This is a genomic window from Candidatus Methylomirabilota bacterium, from assembly GCA_028870115.1.
Taxonomy (GTDB): Bacteria; Methylomirabilota; Methylomirabilia; order Methylomirabilales; family Methylomirabilaceae; genus Methylomirabilis.
In genome coordinates this window covers 55,653-63,708 of sequence record JAGWQH010000042.1, presented here as the reverse complement: position 1 = coordinate 63,708, position 8,056 = coordinate 55,653, and the positions used below count along the sequence as shown (strand labels likewise).

Annotated in this window: 5 protein-coding genes; all 5 read left to right on the top strand. The window is 59.6% G+C overall.

Annotation, left to right across the window (positions count from 1 at the left end; all coding sequences use genetic code 11):
• Nucleotides 1–815 precede the first annotated feature (815 nt).
• The 5 genes from KGL31_04790 to KGL31_04770 all read left to right on the top strand — a co-directional run bounded on the left by KGL31_04790 (nucleotide 816) and on the right by KGL31_04770 (nucleotide 8,041).
• A complete protein-coding gene (locus tag KGL31_04790) occupies nucleotides 816–1,055 on the top strand; it encodes a hypothetical protein (GenBank protein ID MDE2321219.1) in 240 nt (79 codons plus the stop codon).
• A gap of 129 nt (nucleotides 1,056–1,184) precedes the next feature.
• Entirely contained in the window at nucleotides 1,185–1,325 is a 141-nt protein-coding gene (locus tag KGL31_04785; GenBank protein MDE2321218.1) for a hypothetical protein, read from the top strand.
• 19 nt (nucleotides 1,326–1,344) lie between these two features.
• Nucleotides 1,345–4,428: a DUF499 domain-containing protein gene (locus tag KGL31_04780; GenBank protein MDE2321217.1), complete on the top strand. Its 3,084-nt coding sequence runs from the start codon at nucleotides 1,345–1,347 to the stop codon at nucleotides 4,426–4,428.
• Entirely contained in the window at nucleotides 4,425–5,000 is a 576-nt protein-coding gene (locus KGL31_04775; protein MDE2321216.1) for a DUF3780 domain-containing protein, read from the top strand. Before KGL31_04780 ends, KGL31_04775 begins: the two co-directional genes overlap by 4 nt.
• Nucleotides 4,997–8,041, top strand: coding sequence for a DUF1156 domain-containing protein (locus tag KGL31_04770; GenBank protein ID MDE2321215.1), 3,045 nt, complete (start codon nucleotides 4,997–4,999; stop codon nucleotides 8,039–8,041). The genes KGL31_04775 and KGL31_04770 overlap by 4 nt, the downstream gene beginning before the upstream one ends.
• Nucleotides 8,042–8,056 lie beyond the last annotated feature (15 nt).

The following is an 8,056-nucleotide window of genomic DNA, read 5'->3' as shown; positions in this document are numbered from 1 at the left end:
GTGAGGGACAGGACGTGACGACCCGTGCTATCTCACGGTCTCACCGGACCAAGACTGACGCGGTCTGTCACGTCCGGATGTGTTAGATCCTCGACCACGACTCTATACCTGTTCATGACGCTACTGTAAAGATACAAGACTATTCCCTCAGGAAGTTGCGCAAAAAGGGGGTCCCTGAAGAATCCATCTCAGGTTTCTGTACGACTCTTTTTGATGGAATCAATCTGCAGATCTTCAATGCCCCCATAGACCTTTTCATAGAGGACTTTCTTTACCATGAATTCGAGGAACTCCGGCCATACCAATTCATCTCCCTGTTTGGTTTGCTGAAGCAAGGTTTGCATGCGGTAACAAACAAGGAAATCGTTGAACATGCGCCGCCAAATATATTGTGGAGTAGCAAGATCTTCAATATTGTCAGTGCCATGCAGTTCAAGGACCTCTATGGGGTTCCCGTTGTTCAGGAGTTTCACGCAACGTCGTCAGAGCTATCGAACGCGAAGGCTTTCTACAGTGACTTCCTGCAGCATAAGGATAGCCGCAAGCCCGGCCAGGAATACGAAATGGTTCTTGATTGGGCAGAACGCCTTGGTCTCGACGAATGTTTTGAGTTGATTGATGAAAAGGAATACCGTGGCGAGAGAACGGATATCGACAAGCTGTTGACTTCGATAGAAGAAGGCCCTCACGGCGTTGAGTCAAGGGATATCGACAAGCGGAGGGATGAAGAAAGGTTCCAGAAATCTCAGACAGAAACCGGGACTAACATGGCGGTGGTCATGTTCATGGTTGATGCGTTGAACTACTTCAGGTATATGCCAAAAGAGAGAATCAAAGAAATCGCACATGAGATCGCATTGTTGGGAACACAGGGGTTCAGTCCGGACAAAGAGGGCTACAAAGTCAATGCTATCCCCGAAAAGATATTCTCGGGTTATCACATATTGGCCTTCTACTACGTGAGCTGGAAGTTAGCCATTCCCGAAATGGTCTCCCATCTAAACTTACCCTATGACGGGGAATTCGAGTTGGCCATGAAGTTACAACAGAAGTAGGGCGCATCACTCCATTCCTTTTCGTTTTGACAACGCAAAAAGGACCCACCTTGATAGGGTAAAAAGGACTCGCTGCTGTGGCGGTTTTGTGTTAAAGATATTGGGCACTTATGGGATTAATGGGGTCTGATGGCGATAGAGGAAGACCCCGGCATCGAGGGCCAGATCGCTTGCGCCGACACTGTCCATACTAACCGGCGCATGGACCCCGTGACCGACACACTTACTGCCGACCTGCCGGACGACGTTGGGCTGGTGCTTGCGGCTTAGCGAAGGAGGCAATCACCCCATGAAGACCGTCCGCGATGCCTGCCAGATACAGCCAAATGCCCTGTCCATCAAGCTCAGCGACCAGGTTGAGCAACTCGATGAGCTGATCACCGCCGAGGGGGGTGGCGCGGCCTTCTTCGAGAAGACGCACATCACCCAAGGTATGCAGGACCTGATCAGTGAGGGCACCGCGCGACTGGCCGGCGCTTCGACGCAGGCGGTTTTTCACCTCAAGCAGGCAATGGGCGGCGGCAAGACTCACCTGCTCGTTGGTTTCGGCCTGCTCGCCAAGCATCCCCAGCTTCGCAAGCAGTACTGCGGAGGGACGCTCTACGCCTCAGCGTTTCAGAGCGCCAACATCGCCGCCTTCAACGGCCGCAACAATCCCGACCACTTCTTCTGGGGCGAGATCGCCAATCAGCTCGGCAAGGGTGAGCAGTTCAGGGCTTTCTGGACCGGCGGTCCCAAGGCGCCGGACGAGAAGGACTGGCTCAAGCTCTTCGAAGGCGATACGCCTGTCCTGATCCTGCTCGACGAAATGCCGCCCTACTTCCATTATCTCGACACGCAGAAGGTCGGAAACGGCACCGTCGCCGACATCGCTACCCGGGCGTTCGCCAATCTGCTGACGGCGGCCGGCAAGAAGAAGAACGTGTGCGTCGTGGTGTCCGACCTCGCCGCCGCCTATGACACCGGCGCCAAGCTCATCAACCGGGCACTGGAAGATGCGCGCTCGGAGCTTGGCCGTCAGGAGCGCAACATCACGCCGGTTGACCTTGCCGCCAACGAGATTTACGACATCCTGCGCAAGCGCCTCTTCAAGTCGCTTCCCGACAAAGCCGAGATCGGCGACATTGCCGAAGCCTTCGGCCGCAAGCTGGAAGAGGCCGCCAAGTCGAAGACCGCCAACCGCGGCGCCGAGGCGATCGCCGACGAGATCGCTGCGACGTATCCCTTCCACCCGCGGCTCAAGAATGTCATCGCGCTCTTCAAGGAGAACGAGCAATTCAAACAGACCCGCGGCCTGATCGAACTCGTGTCGCGCCTGCTCAGGTCGGTGTGGGACCGACAGGCCAACGATGTCTTCCTCATCGGCCCGCAGCACTTCGACCTGTCGGTGCCGGAGGTGCGCGATAAGCTGACCGAGATATCCGGCATGCGCGATGTCATTGCCAAGGATCTCTGGGACGCACAGCAATCCGCACACGCCCAGATCATCGATCTGCAAACCGGCAAGGAGGCGGCAACGCAGGTCGGCGCGCTGCTGCTCACCGCAAGTCTATCCACCGCCGTCAACGCGGTGAAGGGCCTCACCCGCGAGGAGATGGTCGAGTGTCTTATCTCACCCCTGCGCGAACCGTCGGAGTTCCTTGCCGCTTTTGAGGAGCTGGAAAAGGTCGCCTGGTACGTGCATCATACGCCGGAAGGTCGCTACTACTTCGATCGGCAGGAAAACCTCACCAAGCTCTTGCAAAGCCTCGCCCATGACGCACCCGAAAACCAGGTCGATGACCTGATCAGACACCGCCTTCGCGACATGTTCAAACCGGTGCGCAAGACCGGCTACGAAGACGTGCTGCCCCTACCCAGGCTGGAAGAGGTCGCCGATCGCGTGCGCAGGGGACGTGTGCTGCTCGTCGTGAGCCCGGATTCAAAAATCCCACCGGAAGAAGTGCAGAAGTTCTTTGAGGGCCTCAGCCAGAAGAACAACTTGTGCGTGCTCACCGGCGACAAGACCGCCATGGGCAGCGTAGAAAAGGCCGCCCGCCAACTCTTCGCGGCGCAGAAGGCCGATGGTCGCATCCCCAAGGGCCATCCGCAACGGGATGATCTGGAGAGTAAGCAGCAGACCTATGAGCAGGATTTCAACGCCACCATCCTCAATCTGTTCGACAAGGTCCTGTTTCCCATCCAGCGCGCAGATAAGCCGGCCCAGCTTGCCTCCAAACCTCTGGATATGACCCGCGATGCCACTAAACAATTCAACGGTGAGGAGCAGATCGAGAAGACGCTGACATCCAACCCGCTGAAGCTCTACCTCGACGTGGAAAAGGAGTTCGACGCCATCCGCGACAAGGCGCAGGACCTGCTGTGGCCCGAGAACCAGGACGACGCGCGCTGGTCCGATGTGGCAGACCGCTATGCTGAGCAGGCCGGCATGGTGTGGCTGCCGCCCAAAGGCCTCGACACGCTGAAATCGATCGCCTGCAACCGCGGACTGTGGGAGGACCTCGGCAACGGCTACGTGACGAAGAAGCCAAAGAAGAAGCGTACCTTCGTCCAGGTGATTGCTGAGCCCGAGCCCGGCGATGAAGGCAAGGTGCGGCTGCGCATCAATCCGCAGAATGCCGGTCCCGCGCCTCGCATCTATTACGCCGAGGAAGCGCCGGTCTCCGAGTCGAGCGCGCAACTGAAGGACAACCCTTACGTCACGAACGCTCTGCGGGTCAGCTTCCTTGTGCACGACGTATCGGGGCAGTACGAGACCGGCGATCCGGTGACCTGGTCCAACAAGCTCACCCTTCGCAATCAGCTTTCGGAGAAAGGCGGCAAGCGCAGGGTCGAGCTGTTCGTCGCCCCGAAAGGGTCGATCCGCTACACGCTGGACGGCAGCGAACCGCGCGAGGGGATCGCGTATGATGGGCCGATCGCAATCGGTGACGCCGAGGTGATACTGCGTGCCTTCGCGGAGGCAGACGGGATCGAGGCCAAGAACGAATTCCGCTTCCCGGCCAAGGGCAAGAAGGGGATGCAGATCGACGACGTAAAGCCCGGACGCCTCATCTCGCGCACCGGCCGCAAGCTCGACTCGCGCAGCAAGACCTTCGAGGGGCTGAAGCAGGCCGCCGAGAAATCGGCCACCTTCGAGGGTATTGTGCTCACGGTGGGTCAGGGCAACCAGATGATCGGCGTCAACATTGGCGACATTGCCGTGGACGCCGCATTCGTCGAAGCGCTGCTCGTCAAGGTGCTGGAGAAGTTCACGCCGGACACGCCGATCACCATGACCTTTCGCAAGGCCCACTTTGCATCGGGCCATGATCTGAAGGACTTTGCCGGGAAGCTCGGTCTTGAGCTGCAGCAAGGGGATGTCGAGCAGTGATTGAGCGGCCCAAGACGATCGACTTCGGCGCGCCCGATGCGTACGGCGCGCATCTCTTCCGCGTCGAGATTCTTGCCTCACGACATGAGCCGGTCGTGATCGTCGAGGACTACGGCTACCGCGGTCAGCAGGGCGGCATCCCGCGGGAGGAGGAACGCGCCATTATCGCGCGTCCGGTGTGGTCGGCCATCGCCCACATCGCCCGCCGTGAATTCAATGACCGGCTCAAGGCGGCGAAGATCCTGACCGGCCGCTGGCATACCGGCACCAACCTGGTGGACCGGCTTCTCGGCAAAGAGCTGTGCGTATTGGCGTGGGCGGCCGAGCCCGCCAACGAAGAGCAGCTTCCGATCATTTGCAGCAAGTGGGCGGCGCTGCGCCCCGAAGAGCGCTGGTGGCTCTTCTCCGTGACAGTCGCCGAGGCCGGCTTGCCGAATGACACCCAGCGCGGCTGGCGGCGTGCGCTCTTTCTCGCGCTTTCGGATGGCGAGAAGCCCGCGTCCCGCAAGCGACGGCCGCGACCCATCGAGCAGGATCTGTTCAAGTTGCCGCTGTTCGAGGATTCGGCGTGAGTGCCGGCGTAATACCGTTCGCGCTGAAGGATGAGCCCGCGCTCATCGAGCGTCTGCTGCCGGTGCAGAAGCTCTCCGCCGAGGTGTTCAAGGAGCGCAAAGCGGGCGCAGGTCAAACACTGGTGCCGCTTGGCGCGTATTGGAAGGGACGCAAGCCGCTCATTCTGAACAAAGCCTGCATCCTCGGCTGCCTCCTTCCGGCTACCAACGACCCGACGCGCGATCTGGAGATCTTCGAGAAGCTGATGGCGATGGACGACGAATCGTTCGTCGCCCGCTGGCCCAGCCGCCCAAAGCCCAAGGAGATCCTCGCCACCCTGAGCATCACCCGGATCACCGATTACTTCGTCTTCGATCCCCCTACGCCCATACCCCAGTCGGCGCCTGTGGACTGGTCCAAGCCGGAATTGGAGGATGTCAGGGTTCATTGGCGCGATGATATGTCCGAGTTGGAGCGCCGCCGCCTGGAAGCGCAAATGCTCCCGCTTGCACGGTACCGCGAACGAGTGGAAGCGGCCAAACGCCCCGAGGAGGTCGCGAACATTGTCCATGAGCACATCTGGGATGCGGTCAATGCGCACCTGGGCACGAGCGGTCGATCGTTCCCGGAGCTGGTCGAGCAGCTTGGGATCATGCGTTATGGTCACCGGCCGCGCGTTGCCGATACCTTCTGCGGGTCCGGTCAGAGTCCCTTTGAGGCGGCGCGGCTCGGCTGCGACGTCTACGCCTCCGACCTCAACCCGGTAGCCTGCATGCTGACCTGGGGCGCGTTCCGGATCATCGGCGGCTCAGCAGATGAGCGTGCCCAGCTTGAGCGTCGCCAGCAAGAGCTTGTGGACAAGGTGCTTGGAGAAATCGATAAGCTGGGCGTTGAAACCGATGGGCATGGGTGGCGTGCGAAAGCTTACCTGTACTGTGTCGAGGTTCGCTGCCCGCAATCCGGCTGGATGGTGCCCTTAATACCATCGCGTGTGCTTAGCTACGGCAAACAAGCGATCGCCGAGCTGGTTCCGGTTGCTTCTCAAAAACGCTACGACATTCGCGTCCGGTCGGGCGTTTCAGACGATGATTTGAAGGCCGCATCGAAGGGCACGGTGCGTTCCGACGGCCGCGGTCAGGACCCGTATCTCATTCACAGCGTGAACGGTGTCGAGTATCGGACTAAAATTTCCACGCTACGCGGCGACTATCGCAATGCCGATGGCGTCACAGGCAATAAGCTGCGTCTTTGGGAAAAGACCGATTTCAAACCGCGCCCCGAAGATATCTTCCAGGAGCGCCTTTACGCTGTCCATTGGATGAAACCCAGAGCGAATGGAAAGAAATTTGACTATGAGTTCCGCACCGTTTCGGACAATGACATCAGGCGCGAGCTTCTTGTCGAGGAGTTCGTTGCCAAGCAGCTTTTCGATTGGCAAGAAAAGGGCTGGATACCGGACATGCGGATCGAGACGGGCGATAAGACGAATGAACCGATTCGGACGCGCGGGTGGACGCATTGGCATCACCTATTTCCCGCTCGCCATTTATTGCTGCTCGGCTTGCTGAGGCGAGAGTCAAAGCGTGGAGAAGAACTGGTCCTGCTCTCCAGAATCCTCGACTACACGAGTAAGCTTTGTCAGTGGACAACCTCCAGGGCTGGGTCCGGAACCCGTGGCGAAGGGGGTCGTACAGGCGGTGCCAGCGACAATCCAGCTCATGTCTTTTACAACCAAGCTCTGAACACGTTCTACAATTATGGATGTCGAGGAAGTTTTCCGCTCCTCCAACTGTTCGGAGCCCCGCTGCCTGAAGCGGTATCGCTCGGACCTGCAAGTGTCGTCTGCCAACCCGCGGCCGATATTTTAGCCTCGCCGGACATTTGTCTTACCGACCCGCCTTACGGTAGCGCGGTGAACTATGAAGAAATCCTCGAGTTCTTCATTGCCTGGCTCCGCAAGAACCCGCCGCCTGAGTTTGCCGATTGGGTCTGGGATAGCCGCCGCTCCCTCGCGATCAAGGGTGACGATGAGAACTTCCGGCGCGGTATGGTGGCGGCCTACAAGCGGATGACCGAATGCATGCCGGACAACGGCATCCAGGTCATTATGTTCACCCACCAGTCCGGCTCCATCTGGGCCGATATGGCGAATATCGTCTGGGCCTCAGGCCTGCAGGTCACCGCCGCCTGGTACGTGGCCACCGAGACCGACAGCGCGCTGCGCGAGGGCAGCTACGTCAAAGGTACCGTCCTGCTCGTCTGCCGCAAGCGCCACGGCGCGTACAAGACCACTCGCGACGACCTTGCATGGGAAATCCAAGAAGAGGTCCAGAAGCAGGTGGATGCGCTGACCGGCCTTAACCAGCAGGCGAAGGGTCTCTACCGCGACGAGAATGTCTTCGAGGACGCCGATATCCAGATGGCCGGCTACGCTGCGGCGCTGCGCGTACTCACCCGCTACGCCGTGATCGATGGCCGGGACATGACCGCCGAGGCGATCCGCCCGCGCGTGAAGGGCGAAACCACTTTTGTTGACGGACTGATCGAATTTGCAGTTGCCACAGCCAACCAGTGTCTGGTGCCGCAGGGCATCCCTCAAGGCCACTGGGACAAGCTCAGCGGCGTAGAGCGCTTCTACCTCAAGATGCTCGACATGGAAGCTCGCGGCGCGAAGACGCTCGACAACTACCAGAACTTCGCCAAGGCCTTCAAGGTGCGCGATTTCAGGCCGCTCATGGCGAGCCAGCGGGCCAATGAGGCGCGGCTCAAGAGCGCGGTTGAGTTCGGCCGCGCCGAGATGAGCGAAGGCTCGGAGCTGCACCAGTCGGTGCTACGCGCCGTGCTCTATGCCGTGATGGAGCTGGTGAACAACGTGGACGGCAGCGAGGTGCTGGCCCACCTCATCCTCAACATCTCCGACTACTACAGCGACATGACCCGGCGCGAGCTGGCGGTAGATCTGGCCGACTACCTCGCCCGGCGGCTCGAAGCGATGCGCCCGGAAGAGGCCGGCGCCGCCCGCGTGCTGCGCGAGCTGGTGAAGAACCAGCGGCTGGGCTGAGGAAGCGAATCGACC